14 protein-coding genes, 5 tRNA genes and 1 pseudogene are annotated in these 19,775 nt (G+C 62.2%); 17 read left to right on the top strand and 3 right to left on the bottom strand.

All coding sequences use genetic code 11. The features are described 5' to 3' along the window. The first annotated feature begins 8 nt into the window (after positions 1 to 8). The 7 genes from lon to BCV67_RS14500 all read left to right on the top strand — a co-directional run bounded on the left by lon (position 9) and on the right by BCV67_RS14500 (position 5,529). A complete protein-coding gene (gene lon / locus BCV67_RS14470) occupies positions 9 to 2,468 on the top strand; it encodes an endopeptidase La (RefSeq protein ID WP_062168931.1) in 2,460 nt (819 codons plus the stop codon). A 205-nt stretch (positions 2,469 to 2,673) separates the two neighbouring features. Further along, the gene (locus tag BCV67_RS14475) at positions 2,674 to 2,946 is read left to right on the top strand and encodes an HU family DNA-binding protein (protein WP_057629314.1); all 273 of its coding nucleotides are present in this window, start codon (positions 2,674 to 2,676) and stop codon (positions 2,944 to 2,946) included. Positions 2,947 to 2,958: 12 nt separating this feature from the next. Continuing rightward, positions 2,959 to 3,033: transfer RNA gene (locus BCV67_RS14480), tRNA-Val, on the top strand. A 32-nt stretch (positions 3,034 to 3,065) separates the two neighbouring features. Beyond that, positions 3,066 to 3,142 (top strand) — tRNA-Asp (locus BCV67_RS14485). 82 nt (positions 3,143 to 3,224) lie between these two features. Continuing rightward, positions 3,225 to 3,301: transfer RNA gene (locus tag BCV67_RS14490), tRNA-Asp, on the top strand. Positions 3,302 to 3,363: 62 nt separating this feature from the next. Then, a tRNA-Asp gene (locus tag BCV67_RS14495) sits at positions 3,364 to 3,440 on the top strand. 127 nt (positions 3,441 to 3,567) lie between these two features. Beyond that, positions 3,568 to 5,529: a peptidyl-prolyl cis-trans isomerase gene (locus BCV67_RS14500; RefSeq protein WP_062168929.1), complete on the top strand. Its 1,962-nt coding sequence runs from the start codon at positions 3,568 to 3,570 to the stop codon at positions 5,527 to 5,529. Positions 5,530 to 6,416: 887 nt separating this feature from the next. Here BCV67_RS14500 and BCV67_RS14505 read toward each other — a convergent pair. Further along, positions 6,417 to 7,613: a transglycosylase SLT domain-containing protein gene (locus BCV67_RS14505; protein WP_428999522.1), complete on the bottom strand. Its 1,197-nt coding sequence runs from the start codon at positions 7,611 to 7,613 to the stop codon at positions 6,417 to 6,419. 29 nt (positions 7,614 to 7,642) lie between these two features. Further along, positions 7,643 to 8,407, bottom strand: a complete 765-nt coding sequence (gene gloB / locus BCV67_RS14510; RefSeq protein ID WP_062168927.1) for a hydroxyacylglutathione hydrolase — start codon at positions 8,405 to 8,407, stop codon at positions 7,643 to 7,645. Between the two features lie 116 nt (positions 8,408 to 8,523). On the opposite strand from gloB, the gene BCV67_RS14515 reads away from it, so the two are divergent. Genes BCV67_RS14515 through dnaQ form a run of 3 tightly spaced genes read left to right on the top strand, consistent with a single transcriptional unit; the run spans position 8,524 to position 10,277 of the window. Next, positions 8,524 to 9,072 (top strand): class I SAM-dependent methyltransferase, encoded by a 549-nt coding sequence (locus BCV67_RS14515; protein WP_231732385.1) that lies wholly within the window; start codon positions 8,524 to 8,526, stop codon positions 9,070 to 9,072. 15 nt (positions 9,073 to 9,087) lie between these two features. Next, entirely contained in the window at positions 9,088 to 9,540 is a 453-nt protein-coding gene (gene rnhA / locus BCV67_RS14520) for a ribonuclease HI (protein WP_062168924.1), read from the top strand. Between the two features lie 8 nt (positions 9,541 to 9,548). Continuing rightward, entirely contained in the window at positions 9,549 to 10,277 is a 729-nt protein-coding gene (gene dnaQ / locus BCV67_RS14525; RefSeq protein WP_062168922.1) for a DNA polymerase III subunit epsilon, read from the top strand. Positions 10,278 to 10,327: 50 nt separating this feature from the next. On the opposite strand, the gene BCV67_RS14530 is transcribed toward dnaQ, so the two are convergent. Further along, positions 10,328 to 11,032 (bottom strand): PP2C family protein-serine/threonine phosphatase, encoded by a 705-nt coding sequence (locus BCV67_RS14530; RefSeq protein ID WP_062168919.1) that lies wholly within the window; start codon positions 11,030 to 11,032, stop codon positions 10,328 to 10,330. Positions 11,033 to 11,235: 203 nt separating this feature from the next. On the opposite strand from BCV67_RS14530, the gene BCV67_RS14535 reads away from it, so the two are divergent. From BCV67_RS14535 to BCV67_RS14565, 7 genes and pseudogenes are all read left to right on the top strand, one after another. Beyond that, positions 11,236 to 11,326, top strand: a tRNA-Ser gene (locus tag BCV67_RS14535). A 161-nt stretch (positions 11,327 to 11,487) separates the two neighbouring features. Beyond that, positions 11,488 to 11,826: pseudogene (locus BCV67_RS14540) on the top strand (tyrosine-type recombinase/integrase); the annotation flags it as partial. Positions 11,827 to 11,942: 116 nt separating this feature from the next. Further along, complete coding sequence (locus BCV67_RS14545) at positions 11,943 to 12,548, top strand: restriction endonuclease subunit S (RefSeq protein WP_065868136.1); 606 nt, start codon at positions 11,943 to 11,945, stop codon at positions 12,546 to 12,548. Between the two features lie 22 nt (positions 12,549 to 12,570). Next, the gene (locus BCV67_RS14550) at positions 12,571 to 14,097 is read left to right on the top strand and encodes a type I restriction-modification system subunit M (RefSeq protein WP_049440247.1); all 1,527 of its coding nucleotides are present in this window, start codon (positions 12,571 to 12,573) and stop codon (positions 14,095 to 14,097) included. Beyond that, positions 14,090 to 15,247, top strand: coding sequence for a virulence RhuM family protein (locus BCV67_RS14555; RefSeq protein ID WP_062168917.1), 1,158 nt, complete (start codon positions 14,090 to 14,092; stop codon positions 15,245 to 15,247). Before BCV67_RS14550 ends, BCV67_RS14555 begins: the two co-directional genes overlap by 8 nt. Then, positions 15,237 to 16,466: a restriction endonuclease subunit S gene (locus BCV67_RS14560; RefSeq protein ID WP_062168915.1), complete on the top strand. Its 1,230-nt coding sequence runs from the start codon at positions 15,237 to 15,239 to the stop codon at positions 16,464 to 16,466. Before BCV67_RS14555 ends, BCV67_RS14560 begins: the two co-directional genes overlap by 11 nt. Further along, positions 16,463 to 19,774 (top strand): type I restriction endonuclease subunit R, encoded by a 3,312-nt coding sequence (locus BCV67_RS14565; RefSeq protein ID WP_062168913.1) that lies wholly within the window; start codon positions 16,463 to 16,465, stop codon positions 19,772 to 19,774. The genes BCV67_RS14560 and BCV67_RS14565 overlap by 4 nt, the downstream gene beginning before the upstream one ends. Position 19,775 lies beyond the last annotated feature (1 nt).

A 19,775-nucleotide genomic window follows, 5' to 3' on the forward strand; every position in this document is an offset into this window, starting at 1 on the left:
GAGCCCCCATGGCCCAGTCCCAACTCGAAGTTCTCGACCTGCCGGTCCTGCCGCTGCGCGACGTGGTGGTGTTCCCGCACATGGTCATCCCCCTGTTCGTGGGCCGCGACAAGTCCATGCAGGCGCTGGAGCGCGCGATGGAGGCCGACAAGCGCATCCTGCTGCTGGCCCAGAAGTCCGCTGAAACCGACGACCCGGCGGCCGCCGACCTGTACACGGTCGGCACCCTGGCGCAGGTGCTGCAACTGCTGAAACTGCCCGACGGCACCATCAAGGTCCTGGTCGAAGGCCTGTCACGCGTTGCCGTGGACAAGGTCTACGAGCAGGACGGCTCGCTGCAGGGTCACGGCGTTGAAATTGAATCGGACGAATCGCGCGAGCCGCGTGAGATCGAGGCGATCGCCCGTTCGCTGATGTCCCTGTTCGAGCAGTACGTAAAGACCAACCGCAAGCTGCCGCCGGAGCTGTTGCAGACCCTGGCTGGCATCGAGGAACCCACGCGCCTGGCCGATACCATCGCCGCGCACATCGGCGTGCGCCTGGCCGACAAGCAGAAGCTGCTGGAAACGCTGCAGGTCGGTGACCGGCTGGAAATGCTGGTCGGCCTGGTCGATGGCGAGATCGACGTGCAGCAACTGGAAAAGCGCATCCGCGGCCGGGTCAAGTCGCAGATGGAGAAGAGCCAGCGCGAGTACTACCTCAACGAGCAGATGAAGGCCATCCAGAAAGAACTGGGTGACCTGGATGAAGCGCCCGGTGAGATGGAAGAACTGGCGCGCAAGATCGCCGAGGCCGGCATGCCCAAGGCGGTCGAGGCCAAGGCCAAGAACGAACTCAACAAGCTCAAGCAGATGTCGCCGATGTCGGCGGAAGCCGCGGTGGTGCGCAACTACCTGGAATGGCTGCTGGGCGTGCCGTGGAAGAAGCGCACCAAGGTCCGCAAGGACCTGAAGGTCGCCCAGGACACGCTGGACGCCGACCATTACGGCCTGGACAAGGTCAAGGATCGCATCCTTGAATACCTTGCCGTGCAGTCGCGGGTGAAGCAGATGAAGGGCCCGATCCTGTGCCTGGTTGGTCCGCCGGGCGTGGGCAAGACCTCCCTGGGTCAGTCCATCGCCAAGGCCACCAACCGCAAGTTCGTGCGCATGTCGCTTGGCGGCGTGCGCGACGAGGCCGAGATCCGTGGCCATCGCCGTACCTATGTCGGTTCCATGCCGGGCCGCATCGTGCAGAACCTCAACAAGGTCGGCAGCAAGAACCCGCTGTTCGTGCTGGATGAAATCGACAAGATGTCGATGGATTTCCGTGGCGATCCGTCCTCGGCGCTGCTCGAGGTGCTGGACCCGGAGCAGAACAACGCCTTCAACGATCACTACCTCGAGGTCGATCTGGACCTGAGCGAAGTGATGTTCGTGGCCACCTCCAATTCGCTGAACATCCCGGGTCCGTTGCTGGACCGCATGGAAGTGATCCGCATCCCGGGTTACACCGAGGATGAGAAGCTCAACATCGCCATGCGTTATCTGTTGAGCAAGCAGCTAAAGGCCAATGGCTTGAAGCCCGAAGAGCTGGCGATCGAGGAAGATGCCATCCGCGGCATCGTGCGTTATTACACGCGCGAATCCGGCGTGCGTAACCTCGAGCGCGAAATCGCCAAGATCTGCCGCAAGGTGGTGAAGGAAATCGCCCTGGCCGGCCCGCAGCCGGCGAAGAAGGCGGCTGCCAAGAAATCTGCCAGGAAGCCGAAGGCGCTGGTGGTGGTGGATTCGAAGAACCTGGACAAGTACCTGGGTGTGCAGCGCTTCGACTTCGGCCGCGCCGAGGAAGAAAACGAGATCGGTCTGGTCACCGGCCTGGCCTGGACGGAAGTCGGCGGCGAACTGCTGCAGGTCGAGTCGACGCTGATTCCGGGCAAGGGTGCCGTCACCCTGACCGGCCAGCTCGGCAACGTGATGAAGGAGTCTGCGACGGCCGCGTTGTCGGTGGTGCGTGCACGCGCCGAAACCCTGGGCATCGATGTCGACTTCCTGCAGAAGCACGACGTGCATCTGCACGTACCCGATGGCGCCACCCCGAAGGACGGCCCCAGTGCCGGTATCGCTATGGTGACGTCGCTGGTGTCGACCTTGACCAAGGTGCCGGTGAAGGCCGAAGTGGCGATGACCGGCGAAATCACCCTGCGTGGTCGCGTTACCGCCATTGGTGGCCTGAAGGAGAAGCTGCTGGCCGCGCTGCGCGGCGGCATCCGTACCGTGGTCATTCCCGAAGAGAACCGCAAGGACCTGGTGGATATCCCGGCCAACGTCACCCGCGACCTGACCATCGTGCCGGTGAAGTGGATCGACGAAGTGCTGGATATCGCACTGGCGACGCCGCTGGCACCGAAGAAAGCAGGTAAAAATGCGCAGCGTGTCGCAGTTCGCGGCAAGTCGAAGGCAGCTCCAACCGCCCGCGTCAAGCACTGAAGTGTGAACGTAAAACCCCCTGAAACCCGCGTCATTAAAGGCTTTTCAGCTTGCGCGGGTAGGGGGGCGCTGGTATAAAAGTGCGACTCACGCAGCAGCAGGTTTTTGCTGGCGTGTTTGCAGGTTCTTCGGCAGTCGTGCGTCTTGGGGACGTACGGGTGCCACTCAATAATTCCGCGGATTACCGCAAAGGGAGTTTTACAGAATGAACAAGACCGAATTGATTGATGGCGTTGCCGGTGCTGCTGACCTGTCCAAGGCTGAAGCTGGCCGTGCGGTTGATGCCGTCATCGCCGAGATCACCAAGGCCCTGAAGAAGGGTGAGGCCGTGACTCTGGTGGGCTTCGGTACGTTCCAGGTTCGCGAGCGCGCTGCACGCACCGGTCGCAACCCGAAGACCGGCGAAGAGATCAAAATCGCTGCTGCAAAAAATCCTGCCTTCAAGGCTGGTAAAGCTCTGAAAGACGCTGTAAACTAAGCGGCTCAGCTGGGGTGCTTAGCTCAGCGGTAGAGCGTCTCCCTTACACGGAGAGGGTCGGGGGTTCGAAACCCTCAGCACCCACCAAGTTAAGCATCGCGGTAACAGTTTGAAAGTGTGGAGCGGTAGTTCAGTTGGTTAGAATGCTGGCCTGTCACGCCGGAGGTCGCGGGTTCGAGTCCCGTCCGCTCCGCCAGTTTCAAATTGGCCCCTGAGCAATCGGGGGCCTTGTTTTCTCAAACTCCTCAAGAGGGAGAGGAAACTAAAAAATTAAATGTGGAGCGGTAGTTCAGTTGGTTAGAATGCTGGCCTGTCACGCCGGAGGTCGCGGGTTCGAGTCCCGTCCGCTCCGCCATTTAATCAAGTCGCTTTTCGGAGCGCGCGCCCCGGGTAACCGGTGGTGGTCGAGTCAAATGTGGAGCGGTAGTTCAGTTGGTTAGAATGCTGGCCTGTCACGCCGGAGGTCGCGGGTTCGAGTCCCGTCCGCTCCGCCAGTTGTCTCAAAGCCCTCGGCGCAAGCCGGGGGCTTTTTTTTGGTTCATTGTTGGCAGCGGCTGAGTTGGGCGCGGGGCAGGAAGCGGGTTAAACTGCCCGGCTCGCCACTCAGGCCTCGATTTTCCCATGCTGCAGAAACTTCGCGACAAGACCTCAGGCTGGATCGTTACGGTGATCATGGGCCTGTTGATGATCCCGTTCCTGTTTGTGATCGACAACAGCTACCTCGGTGGCGTCGGCGCACAGAACGTTGCCAAGGTGTCGGCACCGCCGTCGTGGTGGACCTCGGCACCGTCGTGGTGGCCGATGTCCTTCCTGTGGAAGCACCACGAGGTCAGCGTCGAGGACTTCCGTGCGCGCTTCGAGCAGGCACGCCTGCAAGCGCGCGAGCAGCAGGGCGACAACTTCGACCCGCGCGAATTTGAAACCGCCGAGAACAAGCGCGCCGTGCTCGATCAGCTGATCGACGAGCAGGTTGTGCGCCTGGCTGCGGAAGACGCGCATATCGTCATCGGCGACAAGGCCGTGCGCGATTACATCGCCGCGATCCCGGCATTCCAGAAGGATGGCAAGTTCGATCCGGACCAGTACCGCCTGGCGCTGGCGCAGAGCATGCCGCCGCGCACGCCGGCCATGTTCGAGCAGCTGGTGCGCAGCAGCCTGCAGCAGTCGATCATTCCGTCCGCACTGGCCGAGTCGGGCTTCGTGACCAAGGGTGAAAGCGAGCGTCTGCTGAAGCTGCTGGGCGAAACCCGCGACGTTGAATTCGCGCTGTTGCCGGCGGTTGCCGCCGACACCGCAGCGGTCAGCGATGCCGAGATCGACCAGTGGTACAAGGCGCACCCGAAGGATTTCCGCCAGCCGGAAAGCGCCACAATTGAATACGTCGAAATCAACGCCGCCAACATGCCGGCGGTGGCTGCGGCCGACGAGGCCACCCTGCGCCAGCGCTACGAAGACGAGAAGATGCGTTTTGTCAGCGCCGACCAACGCCTGGCCTCGCACATTTTGATTCCCACCGGCAGCGACGAAAAAGCCGCCGAGGCCAAGGCCAACAAGCTGGCGGCCGAAGCCAAGCAGCCGGGCGCGGATTTCGCCGCATTGGCCAAGGCCAACTCGGAAGATCCCGGTTCCAAGGATGCCGGTGGCGACCTGGGTTGGGTTGAGCGCGGCGTGATGGTCAAGCCGTTCGAAGATGCGCTGTTCGCGATGAAGGCAGGTGAGGTGGTTGGCCCGGTCAAGACCGAGTTCGGCTACCACGTGCTGAAGCTGCGCGAGATCAAGGGTGGCGAAGGCCGTCCGTTCGAGGAAGTACGTGACCAGCTGGCCGCCGAGCAGTTGCAGGCCGACAGCGAAAAAGCGTTCAACGAGCTGAGCGGCCGTCTGGTTGACCTGGTCTACAAGAACCCGACCGAGCTGGGTTCGGCCGCCAAGGAAGTGGGCCTGCCGGTGCAGACCCTGGGTCCGTTCAACCGTGGCACTGCCAGCGGTATCGCGGCCAACCCGGCGGTGCTGAAGGCCGTGTTCTCCGATGCACTGAAGGAAGACGGCACGGTCAGCGACCCGATCGAGCTGGGCACGAACCACAACGTGATGATCCGCGTCACCGAGCACACTCCGGAGCAGGCGATCCCGCTGGCACAGGCGCGTGAGCAGGTGATTGCCGCGGTGCGCGCACACCGTACCGAAGAGGCCTCGAAGAAGGCCGCCGATGCGTTGCTGGCCAAGCTGGCCGCTGGCCAGACGCTGCGGGCCCTGGCTGCGTCCGAGCAGCTGCAGTTGCTGCCGATGCCGGGCCTGCCGCGCAACGCACCGATGCCGACCGCTGAAGCGAACCGTGTGGTGTTCACCGCGGCCGCCCCGGCAGGCGACAAGCCCAGCTATGGCAAGGTCGAGATGGAGCCGGGCCGTTATGCGGTGTTCGCGGTGACCAAGGTGACCCCGGGCAACCCGGCTGAAGTACCGGAGCAGCAGCAGACCATGCTGAAGCAGCAGCTGAGCCAGATTGACGGTGCAGCGGCTGCCAAGGCCTACGTCGATGGCATGCGCAAGCGCTACAAGGTGCAGGTCGAAGAATCGCAGCTCTGATCAACGCGCTGCAGTAAACGCAAAAAGCCCGGCATCGCCGGGCTTTTTGTTTGTTGTAGTGCCGAGCCATGCTCGGCAGGGGCGTTCCCGGCGCGCTCGACCGATAGCTGTGGGAGCGCCGTGAGCCGCGAAGCTCAAGATCCACCCGATTGCGGGCATGCAGGCAATTTCACTACTCCCAGCTTCGCGGCTCACACCGCTCCCACAAACGCAGCCCTGTAGTGCCGAGCCATGCTCGGCAGGGGCATTCCCGGTGCGCTCGACCGATAGCTGTGGGAGCGGCGTGAGCCGCGAGGCTCAAGATCCACCCTATTGCGGACATGCCAGCAATTTCATTACTCCCAGCTTCGCGGCTGACGCCACTCCTACAAGCACAGCCTGTAGTGCCGAGCCATGCTCGGCAGGGGCATTCCCGGTGCGCTCGACCGATAGGTGTGGGAGCGGCGTGAGCCGCGAAGCTAACGATCCATCCGACTGCGGGCATTCCGCCAGTTTCATTGCCGCCAGCTTCGCGGCTTACGCCGCTCCTACAAACGCGTGCCGGGCCATGGCTCGGCAGGGGCCGTACCGGTGCACCCAACCGATAGCTGTGGGAGCGGCGTAAGCCGCGAAGCTCAAGTTCCACCCGATAGCGGACATGCCAGCAATTTCATTACTCCCAGCTTCGCGGCTGATACCGCTCCCACAAACGCGTGTCGGGCCATGCTCGGCACTACATGACAGGCTCGGCACTACATGAAACGCAGAAGCCCGGCCAATGGCCGGGCTTCTGGTTTGCATGCGGTAACGGTATTGGCTGGGAAATCATCCATCTGATTGCGCAGATTGCGGCAATTCGATTGCCCCCAGCTTCGCGGCTTACGCCGCTCCTACAGTCGCTTCCGGGCTCAGCGCACTTCCTCGTAACGCAGCACCATGCCGGGCTTCAGCACGGCGCTGGCATCGAGGTTGTTGGATGACAGCAGGGTCTTGACCGAAATGCCGTAGCGGCGGGCGATGGTCCAGGCCGATTCGCCGCTGCGCACGGTATGGCGGCGGCCATTGCTGCTGGCCGATGCCACGCTGCGTGCAGCCGCTGTCGGGCGACTGCTGGCCGAGGCCACTGTGGCTGCCGGAGCCGCTGCAGGCGCGGCGTCGCGGGTGGCCACCAGCACGCTGTCGCGGTTGTCTGTCTCAACGCTGCCAATGGCGGCGGCCGGTGCCAGTACGCGGGTGCCGGAGCGCGAACTGGTCAGGGCCGGATTGAGCCGGGCGATGCGAGCCGGGTCCAAGGCGTTCTGTGCCGACCAGGCGGCCAGCGTGGTGTTGGCCGGCAGCGTATGGCCCTTCAGGATCGGCACCTGCCGGTCCAGCGAGGCCATCAGGTCAGGCTCGTGCTCGGCCTGCTCAAGCACGCAGGCCAGTGCATGCAGCTTCTCGACATAGGCGTAGGTGATCGGCGACAGCCCCGGCAGCTCGGCAGCGTTGGCGTTCTGGGCATTCATGCCACCACGACGCAGTGACTGCAGGATGCGGTACTCACCGGCGTTGTAAGCCATCACCGCCAGTTGCCAGTCGCCGGCAAACATGCCGTGCAGGGTTTTCAGGTAGCGCACTGCCGCGCGGGTGGAATCCACCGCCGACAGGCGGCCGTCATAGCCCTTTTCCATCGGTACGCGGTGGTTGCGCGCGGTGGTGGCGATGAACTGCCACAGCCCGGCCGGGCCGCTGGCGTTGCGGGCGCCGGGGCGGTAGCCGCTTTCGACGAACGGGATCAGCGCGAATTCGGTTGGCAGGTTGGCCGCGCGCAGTTCATCGACCACATAGCCGAACAGCGGCAGCGCATCATCCTCGACATTGCCCAGCCGTGACGGGGCGTGCGAGAACTGCTTGCGCCAGCGTGCGCTGGTGGCTTCGGCGTCGCACTGTGGTGCAGCCAGGCCCTCACGGAAGTTGGCGAAGATCTCGCGTCCGTTACGGGTGGTCGGGGCCGGCAGCAATGCCGGGTCCAGCGGTAGTGCGGTGAGCGCGGCGACGTTCTGGGTCATGCCGGCGCTGACCGGGAGGGCTTGGGCGGTGGTGTTTCCGACCGCGCTCAGCAACATCCCCAGCGCCAACGGCAGACAGAGCCGCCTCATGCGGTAAAACCGTCTTTCCACCGCCGCAATTCGGCGAAAACTTCCACTTCATCAGTGGGCGCGCGACCAAGCCGCGCCGCGATCGCTGCGATGATGGCGGTATCGGTGGTACGCAGAAAGGGATTGCATTGGAGTTCACCGGCCAATACGGCGGGAACGGTAGGACGAGAACTGCTGCGCATGTCCGAGGCTTCCTGTTGGCGGCGTTGCAATGCCGCGTTGGTGGGGTCGACATGCCGCGCAAACACGGCATTGGCCAGCGTGTATTCGTGCCCGCAGCAGACCAGTGTCTGTGGGGGCAGGGCGGCCATTCGCCGTAGCGAGGCCAACATCTGGGCCGGCGTACCTTCAAACATGCGTCCACAGCCCAAGCTGAACAACATGTCGCCACAGAACAAATGGTCGTGGCCGTAGTAGGCAATGTGGCTTCGGGTGTGACCGGGGACTTCCATCACGGTGAAACCGAAGCCGGACAATTCTACCCTGTCGCCCTCGCTGACTCGTTCACAATCCAAGGCGATGCGTTCATCTTTCGGCGCGATCACCCGCAGCCGCGGCCAGCGCTGGCGCAGCTCCGCCACCCCGCCGATATGGTCGTCGTGGTGGTGGGTGAGCAGGACGGCAGCGGGCTGCATGCCTTGCGCGGCGGCTTCCAATACCGGCCCGGCCTGGCCTGGGTCGACGAAAATCGTGCGCTCATCGGGCGTTTGCAACGCCCAGATGTAGTTGTCCTGGAATGCGGGCAGGGCGATCAGTCGCATAGAATTGGAAAATGCCTGCCGCCCCGCCCCCCCGTCAAGCTGCAGTCTCGCCCTGGTTTGAGAAAGCCGGGGCGCAGGCGATGCGGGAATGGGAGCAACGGCTGCTGTCTGAACAGATGCGCGGATTTCCCGCGCCGCCGTGGCTGTGGCTGGCCCCCAGCGTTGCCTGGCTGCCGGAGCAGTTGCCGCAGGGGCGTGGCCTGCGCCTGCACCGCAACCCGCAGGCACCCGGCTGGGCAGGGGATATGCGCTGTGCCTTGCCGTTGCCGCTGCCCAGCGAGTCGGTCAAGGCCATCGTCATTGAACATGCCGCAGCTGAGGAACTGGAGCCCTTGTTGTCCGAATGCGCGCGGGTGTTGATGCCCGGCGGGCGGATCTGGATGACCGTACTCAACCGCTGCAGTCCGTACCGCGCGCATTGGCAATGGCAGGGCGCGCGGCCACCAGCGGTGGGGCGATGCAGGGCACTTTTGCAGCGGCAAGGCATACGATGTCGCTCGCTGCGGCACTATGGCCCGCTGTGGACGCAGTCGGGCAACACTCCGGGCACGGCTCTGCCGGCCCTGCGCGCGTTGTGCGTGCTGGAAGCTGAAAAACGCACCGAGGCTTTCATCGGCCCGATCAAGGCCAGTCGCGTCAGTTGGCGCGGCCCGGTGGCGACCTGAATTCAACGGAACACTATGAAGTCAATTGAAGTACATACCGATGGCGCCTGCCTCGGCAATCCCGGGCCTGGCGGCTGGGGCGCCTTGCTGCGCTACAAAGGCCATGAGCGCGAACTGTCCGGCGGCGAAGGCCATACCACCAACAACCGGATGGAGTTGATGGCCGCGATCATGGGCCTGGAAACGCTGAGCGAGCCCTGCAACATCATCCTGTTCACCGATTCGCAGTACGTGCGCCAGGGCATCACCGAGTGGATGCCGGGCTGGGTGCGGCGCAACTGGAAAACCGCCGGCGGCGACCCGGTCAAGAACCGCGACCTGTGGGAGCGCCTGCACGAGGCCACCCAGCGGCACCAGATCGACTGGCGCTGGGTCAAGGGCCACTCCGGTGACCCGGACAACGAACGCGTGGACCAGCTGGCCCGCGATGCTGCAATCCGCGTGCGCGCTGGCGCCGCGAGCAACTGAGGTAAGCGATGCGCCAGATTGTCCTTGATACCGAAACCACCGGCCTGGAATGGAAGAAGGGTAACCGCGTGGTCGAAATCGGCTGCGTGGAGCTGCTTGAGCGGCGCCCCAGCGGCAACAACTTCCACCGTTACCTGAAGCCGGATTGCGACTTTGAATCCGGCGCGGCGGAAGTCACCGGCTTGTCGCTGGATTTCCTTGCCGACAAGCCGCGCTTCGAGGAAGTGGTGGATGAGTTCCTGGCCTATGTGGATGGTGCGGAGCTGATCATCCACAACGCCTCGTTCGACATGGGCTTCCTCGAAAACGAGATGAGCCTGGCCGGCAAGGGCCGCCTGGCCAGCCGGGTGACGGTGACCGATACCCTGGCCATGGCGCGCGAGCGTTACCCGGGGCAGCGCAATTCGCTGGATGCGCTGTGCCGGCGCCTGGGCGTGGACAACGCCCACCGCACCCTGCATGGCGGCCTGCTCGATGCGCAGATCCTGGCCGACGTCTACATCGCGCTGACCTCGGGCCAGGAAGAGATCGGCTTTGGTCAGCCGGAAGCCGAGTCGGGCAATGCAGGCGGCGTCGCCCAGGCATTCGATGCCTCGGTGCTGCTGCCACGGCCGCGCGTGCTGGTTACCGCGTCCGAGCATGAAGCACATGAGGCGCGCCTGGCCCGGCTGCGCAAGAAGGCCGGCCACGCCTGGTGGGATGGCGAGCCGGTACCGGCAGCCAGCGAAACGGCTTGAATCACGCCGGTCTACGCGGGCCTGCCTGAAAGCCGGGCCGGCCCGTCGCCTTAGTGGCAGCGGACCAGGATGGCGGTGACGTTGTCCGAGCCGCCGCCATCCAGCGCGGCGGCGATCAGTGCGTCCACGCATTCCTGCGCGCTGCAGTCGCCGTGGGCCAACGCCTGGCTGAGGCCGGCATCGTCCACTTCCTCGGTGAGGCCGTCACTGCAGATCAGCAGCTGCATGCCCGGGCGCAGTTCGCCGGTCATGGTGGCGACGTTGAGGTGGGCCGGGTCGGTCACGCCCAGCGCCTGGGTCACCACATTGCGGTGCGGGTGGGCGCGGGCCTGCTCGGCGGTTAGCGTGCCCTGCGCGATCAGCTCCTGCACATAGCTGTGGTCCTGGCTGAGCTGGGCCAGCTTGCCGTCGCGCCACAGATAGGCACGGCTGTCGCCCACCCAAGCCACTTCAAAACGGTTGCCCTGCACGCGCGCGGCCACCACGGTGGTGCCCATGGGCAGGCTGTCAATGCGACGGCGCGAGGTGCGGATGATTTCTTCGTCGGCAGTGCGGATGGCTTGAACCAGGGCAGCACCGCTGCGGACTTCGCGGACGATGGTTTCGCGCGCCAACGCGCTGGCAACCTCGCCGCAGGCGTGGCCGCCCATGCCATCGGCTATCAGCCACAGCCCCAGCTCGCCGTCACCGTAGTAGGTGTCTTCATTGAGCTGGCGGCGCAGGCCGACATGGCTGAGGTGTCCAAATTCGATCATGAGTGCCCGAGCGGGCTATGTTTCAACGATGAAGGTCGCTGCATCATCGCGTTCATGGAGGTGTACGGCAAGCGCTCGCGGACGCCGGTTTATCGTGCCGAATGCAGCGGGTGGATGGCGCGCGGTGATTTTTTGTTAAAAACCGCTTGTCCGCGCAGCCGATGCCCTTTATTATTCGCAGCCCGGTTCGCCGGGGACCATCTGGAGAGGTGGCAGAGCGGTTGAATGTACCTGACTCGAAATCAGGCAGGCGTTAATAGCGCCTCGGGGGTTCGAATCCCCCCCTCTCCGCCAGATAATTGAACTAAGCCCTTGAATTTCAAGGGCTTTTTTCATTTTCGGCTTGGCTGGTATGCCATCTGGTATGCCACGGAAGATTGGCTGCTGCTGGACCATTCTGGACATCGTGGCGCCTGCAAGTGGCGCGCATCGGCTTTGCTGGTCGGGCTGCAGGCAGGGGCTGCTATGTGTTCCCGTCGATACGGAGTGGCCGTGATCCGATGAGCGAGAACACGGTGAACGCCGCGCTTCGGCGCCTTGGCTATGGCACGGACGATATGACCGGTCATGGCTTCCGAAGTATGGCTTCCACCCTGCTGCATGAGATGGGCTGGACCTCTGATGCCATCGAGCGGCAGTTGGCACACTCCGAGAGGAATCCCATCAAAGCGGCATACAACCGTGCAGAGCACCTGCCAGAGCGTCGGAAGATGATGCAGGCATGGGCTGATTACCTGGACCGCTTGCGTGAAAAACAGCCCAGAGCTACCCAGCTCTGCGCTAAGCGCGCCTGACCCCCTCCTGCCGCTACTCACTTGAGTAGCGGCAGGAGGGGGTGGGGGTGATCGCATCAATCGAGTTGATGCAAAAAAGCTTGCATTGGCGTTGATGTCGTGCGAGAGTTTGCATCATGAACATTGATGCAGAAAATTTCATGGTTGGAGAGTTGGTCTCCATTCAAGCGGGCTACCCCTTTCGCGGCTCCATTGAGGAGTCGGCCGATGGTGAAGTTCTGGCGGTGCAGATGAGGGATGTTGACCTTGACCATGGGGTCAAATGGTCTGACGTCACGCGCACCACGCTTGCAGGCCGCAAACCACCTGACTGGCTCAAGGCTGGGGACATACTGTTCGTCGCTAAAGGTGCTCGGTTCTATGCCGTATGCATTGATGAGCCGCCGAGCCCTGCTGTGTGCAGCCCTCACTTCTTTCTGCTCCGAGTGGCCTCCCAAGGTCTATTGCTGCCTGCTTTCCTGGCGTGGCAAATAAACCAACCGCCATTTCAGCGTCAGCTTCAGCAAGCCGCTGAAGGCAGCAGCCAGTTGAGTATCCGCCGCCCCGTACTGGAATCGCTCACGCTGTGCGTGCCCTCGCTGGCGGACCAGCAACGCATCGTTGCCCTGGCTGACCTTGCCCGTCAGGAGCGCCACACGCTCAATCAACTCATTCAAAACCGCGAGCAGCAACTTCAAGCGCTCGCAGAGAGTCTTGCGCATGCTGCGCAGGCCGGTCACTGAACAACGCAGGAGCTCAAACATCATGAACAGTACAAACACCAAAATCGTCTCTGTAAGCCAGGACGAGATCAACGCCGCCGTCTGGGCCGCCTGCGACACCTTCCGCGGCACCGTGGACCCGAGCATCTACAAGGACTTCGTCCTGACCATGCTGTTCCTCAAGTACGTGTCGGATGTCTGGCAGGACCACTACGACGCCTACAAGAAGCAGTACGGTGATCATCCTGAGCTGATTAAGGAAATGCTCAAAAACGAGCGTTTCGTGCTGCCCGCCAGTGCCAGCTTCTATGCCTTGCACGCCCTACGGCACAGCCCCGGCAACGGCGAGCGCATCGACAAGGCGCTGCACGCCATCGAAGAGGCCAACATCACCAAGCTGCGCGATGTGTTCCAGGACATCAGCTTCAACTCAAACAAGCTGGGCGACGAGCAGCAGAAGAACGACATCCTGCGCCACCTGCTGGAAGACTTCGCCAAGCCCGAGCTGGACTTGCGCCCCAGCCGTGTCGGCCAGCTCGATGTGATCGGCAATGCCTACGAATTCCTCATCAAGAACTTTGCCTCCACCAGCGGCAAAAAGGCGGGCGAGTTCTATACCCCGCCCGAAGTCTCCGCTCTCATGGCTCGCCTGATGGCGCCGCAAGAGGGAGACGAAATCTGTGACCCCACCTGCGGTTCCGGGTCGCTGTTGATGAAGTGCGGCCGCCTGATTCGTGAGAACACCGGCTCTCGCAAGTACGCGCTCTATGGGCAGGAAGCCATCGGCAGCACCTGGGCGCTGGCCAAGATGAACATGTTCCTGCATGGCGAGGACAACCACCGCATCGAATGGGGTGACACCATCCGCAACCCCAAGCTGCTGGATGGAGACGCTGCCCTCAAACACTTCGACATCGTGGTGGCCAACCCGCCGTTCAGCCTTGAAAAGTGGGGGCATGAGGGTGCCGATGCCGACAAGTTCAGCCGCTTCCGGCGGGGCGTGCCGCCACGTACTAAGGGTGATTACGCCTTCATCCTGCACATGATCGAGACCATGAAGCCAGGCACCGGCCGGATGGCGGTGGTTGTTCCGCATGGCGTGCTGTTCCGTGGCGCTGCCGAGGGGCGCATTCGCCAGAAGTTGATCGAAGAGAACCTGCTCGACGTGGTGATTGGCCTGCCCGAAAAACTGTTCTACGGCACCGGCATCCCCGCCGCGGTGCTGGTGTTCCGCAAGAACAAGGCCGACGACAAGGTGTTGTTCATCGACGCTAGCCGTGACTTCGAGGCCGGCAAGAACCAGAACCTGCTGCGCGAAGCTGACCTGCAGCGCATCCTGGATACCGTCGCCACACGGCAAAGCGTGGACAAGTACGCCTACCTCGCCACGCCTGCCGAGATTGCCGAGAACGACTTCAACCTCAACATCCCGCGCTATGTGGACACCTTTGAGGAAGAAGCCGAAATCGACCTGGTGGCCGTGCGCAAGGAGCGCGAGCAGCTCAAGGCCGAGCTGGCCAGCCTGGAAGCTCAGATGGCCGTCTACCTGAAGGAGCTGGGCTATGAGTAAAACACCAAAACCCAGCAAGCCGACCAAGGCGATGGCTGCATCGGTGGAGTTGCAGGCATCAGCCAGCGCCGAAAGCCAGGGCGAATTCGTTCTCTACACCACTGACGACGGCCTCACCCGTGTTGAAATGCGGGCCGATGGCGGCTCGCTTTGGCTCAGCCAGGCAGAAATTGCCACGCTGTTCCAGACCACGCCACAGAACGTCACCCAGCATGTGAAAGCCATTTACGCCGAGGGGGAGGCAGACCCCGAGGCAACTTGTAAGTCCAGCTTACAAGTTCGCCAGGAGGGTGGCCGGCTCGTCCGCCGCAATGTGCGCTTCTATAGCCTGGAGGTCATCTTGGCCGTGGGCTACCGGGCGCGCTCGGCACGCGGCACTCAGTTCCGCCAATGGGCCACGGCCAACTTGAGCGAATACCTCCTCAAGGGCTTCGTGCTCGACGACGTGCGCCTGAAGAACCCGCCTGTGGGTGACTCTGTACTACCAGACCGCTTCGGCGAGTTGTTGGAGCGCATCCGCGACATCCGCGCCAGCGAGCGTCGCATGTACCTGAGGGTGCGCGAAATCTTCGCCCTGGCGGCTGATTACGCACCCACGCTGCCCGAGACCACCGCCTTTTTCCGCATCATCCAGAACAAGCTGCACTACGCCGTATCGGGCCAGACCGCCGCCGAGATCATCCGCACCCGCGCCGACCACACCCAGCCCAACATGGGCCTGACCACCACCCGCAAGGCCCACGTGCAGAAGGCCGACGTGGGAGTGGCCAAGAACTACCTGAACGAGCAGGAAATCACCGAGCTGAACCGCATCGTCACCATGTGGCTGGACTTTGCTGAAGACCAAGCCACGCGCCGCAAAGAGGTGTTCCTGAAAGATTGGGCCGAAAAGCTCGATGCCTTCCTCAGCTTCAATGACCGCCAGGTGCTGGTGGGTGCCGGCAAGGTGTCGCACAAGCAGGCGGTGGCTCATGCGCAGAGTGAGTACGAGCAGTTTGCAGAGCAGCGACGTGTGGCGCTGGAGGCTGAGGGGGAAACATTTGCTGTTCGCATGCTGGGTGCGGCATCGGCAGATGATGGCGCCTTGGAGGAGTTGGGCAAGGTCGCAAAGCGGCTGACAAAAAAGAAGGGAAGCCGTGATGCTGCCTAAGTCATGGCGCCGTTCAACGCTGGGCGAAATTGCCCGTGTCACTTCGGGCGGAACCCCTGATCGAAGCCGACCTGACTACTGGGGCGGCGATGTGCCCTGGGTCACGACCGGCGAGATTCAATTCAACACAATCACTGACACCGTCGAAAAGATCACCGCAGCGGGTTTGCAGAATTCCTCAGCCAAGCTCTTTCCACCGGGCACGCTGTTGATGGCCATGTATGGGCAGGGTAAGACGCGGGGGCAGGTTGCGAAACTGAGCATTGACGCCGCGACTAATCAAGCTTGTGCAGCGATCCAACTACGGGACAAGCACGACGTTGACTTCTACTTTCAGTACCTGACCTCTCAATACGAGGAGCTGCGCGAACTGGGCAATGCCGGGACACAAAAAAACCTGAACGGAGGAATCATCAAGGGTTTGGGTGTTCCAGTGCCCCCTTACTGCGAGCAGCGCCGCATCGCCGAAATCCTTTCGACCTGGGATCAAGCCATCGCCACTGCGGAGCGGCTGCTGGCGAACAGCCAGCGGTGCACCCGTGACCTGATGGTGTCGATGTTGTCAGGCCGCCGCCGTTTTCCTGGGTTCACGGGTAAGTGGCGTTACGTGGATTTCGATGCCGTCTTTGAAAGGGTTACGCGCAAAAACAACACGCAGAACACCAATGTGTTGACGATCTCGGCGGAGCATGGGCTCATCAGTCAACGCGACTACTTCAACAAGTCCGTCGCCAGTGCCAACCTCAGTGGCTACACGCTGCTGTATCGGTATGACTTCGCTTACAACAAGAGCTATTCGACAGGCTACCCGATGGGGGCCATCAAGCCACTTCTGGACTATGACGCGGGTGTTGTGTCGAGCCTGTACCTCTGCTTCAAATTGCGCGACGACGTGGACGCCGACTTCGACTTCTTCCGTCATTACTTTGAAGCGGGCCTGCTGAATCAGGAGATTGAAGGCGTCGCACAAGAAGGTGCGCGAAACCACGGCCTGCTGAACGTGAGCGTGACAGACTTCTTCAAACTGCAGCTCCACATTCCCAACGCGCCAGAGCAGCGGCGCATTGCCGAGGTCATCAATGTCGCCAGGGCTGAGGAGGCGCGGCTGCAGGCTCAAGTGCAGGCCTTGCGACAAGAAAAATCCGCCCTGATGTCCCAGCTCCTGACTGGCAAACGCCGCGTCAAGCTGCCCGAAGCCGAAACCGAGGCGCAGGCATGAACACCACGCCCAACTCCCGAGAGCAGTACAGCGCCCACCTGCCCGCGCTGCACCTGCTGTGCAACCTGGGCTGGAACTTTCTGACCACGGCGCAGGCGCTGACTCTGCGCGGCAGCACGCGCGAGGTGCTGTTCAAGCCCCGGCTGATCGAGGTGCTGCAAACCCGGCGCTACGAATACAAGGGCCAGTGGTACCCGTTGTCGCCCAGCGGCATCGACCAGATCGTGCGGGAGTTGTCGGCGCTCAGTCTGGCTGAAGGGCTGATGCCCGCCAATGAGCGGCTGTATGGCAAGCTGGCGCTGGGCATCACGGTGACGGAGTTCATGCCCGATGGCAAAAAGCACCAGCCGACCATAGCGGTCATCGATTGGACTGACGCCACGGCCAACCTTTGGGATGTGACCGAAGAGCTGGAGGTGCTGGCCGCGCAGGGCACGCACCACCGAACGCCCGATGTGGTGGCGTACGTGAACGGCATCCCGCTGGTCGTCATTGAGGCCAAGCGGCCGGAGTCGGGCGGCGGCAGCCACCCCGCCAAGGCGATGGTGACGGAGGGCATCAGCCAGCACCTGCGCAACCAGCGGCCTGATGAGATTCCCAACCTATTTGCCTATGCACAGCTGCTGCTGTCCATCAGCCAGACCGAGGGGCGCTACGGCACCACCCACACGGCGGCCAAGTTCTGGGCCAAGTGGCGTGAAGAGGAGTTTGACGAGGCCCACCTGCAGGCGCTCAAAAACCAGGCGTTGAAGCCGGATGTGCGCACTGCGCTGTTCGACGGCAAGCCTGCCGAGCTGGCCGCGTACTTCGACACGCTGTGGAGCGCCGCCATGCAGGCTACCGAGCAGGACCGCTTGCTGGTGAGCTTGTTGAACCCGGCACGGCTGCTCGAATTCCTGCGCGGCTATGTCCTGTTCGACCGCAAGGTGGGCAAGATCGTGGCCCGCTACCAGCAGTTCTTTGGCATCCGTGCGCTGCTGGCACGCATCAGCCAGAAGAAGCCCGAATCACAAGGCGGTGGCCGCGAGGGTGGCGTGGTGTGGCACACCACGGGGTCGGGCAAAAGCTTCACTATGGTGTTCCTGACCAAGGCGCTACTGCTGGTGGATGCCTTGAAGGAATGCCGCATAGTGGTGGTGACCGACCGCATTGACCTGGAAACCCAGCTTGCCCGTAACTTCATGACCGGTGGCGCCTTTGGCTCCAGTATCGCCACGCAAAAAGAGGGTGAAAAAAGCCGCATTCTTTCTGGGCGCGACTTGGCTAAGCGTATTGGTACTGGCACGGAGCGCATCACCTTCACGCTGGTACACAAGTTCAATTCGGCATCCAAACTGCCGGAGTGCCGCAACGACTCGGCCGACATGATTGTGCTGGTGGACGAAGGCCACCGCAGCCATGGCGGTGAAACGCATGAGCGCATGAAGAAGGCGCTGCCCAAGGCGGCCTACATCGCCTTCACCGGCACCCCGTTGCTCAAGGACGAAAAGACGGCCAACAAGTTCGGCCCCATCGTGCATGCCTACACCATGCAGCGCGCGGTGGAGGACGAAACCGTGGCCCCGCTGCTGTACGAAGAGCGTGTACCCGAGTTGGACATCAACGAAGAGGCGGTGAACCGCTGGTTCGAGAAGATCACCAGCAACCTCAGCGATGCCCAGCGCACCGACCTGAAAAAGAAGTTCGCCAAGAAGGGCGCCATCTACGGTGCAGCCAACCGCATTGAGTTGATTGCCTGGGACATCGCCACCCACTTCAACGAGAACATCAAAAAGCTGGGTCTTGGCCTGAAGGGACAGGTTGCCACCGACAGCAAGCTCGACGCCATTCGCTACAAGAAGGCGCTGGACGACACCGGCTTGGTGACCAGTGCGGTGGTGATCTCGGCCCCGGACACGCGTGAAGGCAATTCCGATGTGGACGAGGACACGCTGCCCGAGGTGCAAAAGTGGTGGAAGCAAGCCATGGCCACCTGCGGCAACGATGCCGAGACCTATGAGAAGCAGGTGGTCAGTGACTTTGGTACGGACGGTGCCCCTGACTTGCTGATCGTTGTAGACAAGCTGCTGACGGGCTTTGATGAGCCCCGCAACACGGTGCTGTACATCGACAAGCCCCTGAAAGGACACAATCTGATTCAGGCCGTGGCACGCGTCAACCGCCTGCATGACGCCAAGCGTTACGGCGTACTGGTGGACTATCGAGGGATCTTGAAGGAACTCGACACTGCCATCCGCTCCTACCAGGACTTGGAAGCTCGCACGCAAGGCGGCTTTGACATCAGCGACCTGGAGGGCCTGTGCCGACAGTTCAACACGGAGTACAAGCGCCTGCCTGCTTTGCACGATGCACTGTGGTCGTTCTTCAAGTCGGTAACCAACAAGCTCGACAGCGAGCAGTACCGGCAGGTACTGGCACCGAAATTTGTGAAGGGTAGCGATGGCGAGGAGTATGACGAGCGGCAGAAGCTGCGAGACGACTTCTACGAGGCACTGACAGCATTTGGCCTGTGCTTGCAGACAGCGCTTTCATCCCGCAGCTTCTTCGAGGACAAGAGCTTTTCTGAAGCGCAGATCGCCCGGTACAAGGCTGATCTCCGCTTCTTCACCGAGCTGCGCCAGACCGCTCGTCGTGATGCGATGGAGACGGTGGATTACAGCGTCTTTGAAGAGCAAATCCGAAAGCTGGTGGACAAACAGGTCATCGGAACGGAAGTGCGAGACCCTGATGGCGTCTATCTGGTGCACCAATTGGGGCAGGCGGAAGACCCGAAGGACTGGTCGGAAGAGAAAACGCGCAACGAGACGGACATGATCCGTACCCGGCTGCGCAAAACCATCGAGCAGGAGCTGGCGGCCGACCCCTATGCACAGAAAGTGTTTGGCGAGCTGCTGCGTCAGGCCATCGCTGAAGCGGAGGCCATGTTCGACCATCCATTGAAGCAGTACGCCCTGTTCAAGTCCTTTGAAGAAAAGCTGGACGCCCGTTCCGCCCCGGATCTGCCGGATGCTTTGGCAGACAAGCCAAATGCCAAGGTCTACTTTGGCGCAATGCGTCTCGTGCTGGGGGACGAGACCTTTGCAGGGTTGAATGGGGATTTGAAGGACAAGCTGGTGCAACAAGCGATTGCCATGGACACCGTGGTGCGCGACGCAGTGGCAGAGAACTCACTTAACCCACAGAACATTGAGGCTGCCATTCGCAAGGGTCTGTTGCCCCTGTTGTTTGGCACGCTGGGCTTGGACAACGCCAAGTTGGTGGTCGAGCAAGTGATCCAGATCACGCGTATCGGTTTGATCAGGTCTTGAG

This window comes from Stenotrophomonas nitritireducens (assembly GCF_001700965.1).
GTDB classification, from domain to species: domain Bacteria; phylum Pseudomonadota; class Gammaproteobacteria; order Xanthomonadales; family Xanthomonadaceae; genus Stenotrophomonas; species Stenotrophomonas nitritireducens_A.